Genomic DNA, 560 nt, shown 5'->3' on the forward strand with positions numbered 1-560 from the left:
CCTATCTGCCCGCCGGGCTCGACGACTTCGCCGAGAAGGTGGTGCCCGAGCTGCAACGTCGCGGGATCTTCAGGCGCGACTATGAAGGATCGACGCTGCGCGAGAATCTCGGCCTGAAGCGGCCGCCGAACCGGTTCTTTGAAGAGGAGGCCGTCCGTAAGGCCGGCTGATCTCTGCTTCGACCAACTCGCAAAAGAAAACGGGCGCGCCGAGGCGCGCCCGTTTCGTTCGGGTTGCCACGTCAGATGACGAACACCCAGTTGGCGATCAGCATCACGATCACGCCGGCGGCGAGCGTCAGATAGGGCAGCATGCCCGCCTTCTTGACCGAGAGGTCGGCCCCCGCCATGCCGAGGTCGGCCATCATATGGTCGGGGAATTTGCCGCCATCCTGGATGTAATGGCGGAAGCAGAACACCGGGATGATCAAGGCAGCCGTGATCAGGCCGGCCCACAGCGCCATCGGGTTCCAGACCTTGGCGCCGGCGCCCATGAAGATCGCGTTGACATAGGCGAAGATGGCGCCGATGCCGAGCAGCCAGGTCGGCGCCCGCCACGGC

The 560-nt window shown here is 64.8% G+C and carries 2 pseudogenes; one reads left to right on the forward strand and one right to left on the reverse strand.

Going from position 1 to position 560, the window contains the following annotated elements:
- Window positions 1-170: pseudogene (locus tag EOA24_RS43745) on the forward strand (LLM class flavin-dependent oxidoreductase); the annotation flags it as partial.
- 71 nt (window positions 171-241) lie between these two features.
- On the opposite strand, the pseudogene EOA24_RS40430 reads toward EOA24_RS43745, so the two are convergent.
- Window positions 242-560: pseudogene (locus EOA24_RS40430) on the reverse strand (amino acid permease); the annotation flags it as partial.

The organism is Mesorhizobium sp. M2A.F.Ca.ET.039.01.1.1 (assembly GCF_003998035.1).
In the GTDB taxonomy this organism is placed as follows: domain Bacteria; phylum Pseudomonadota; class Alphaproteobacteria; order Rhizobiales; family Rhizobiaceae; genus Mesorhizobium.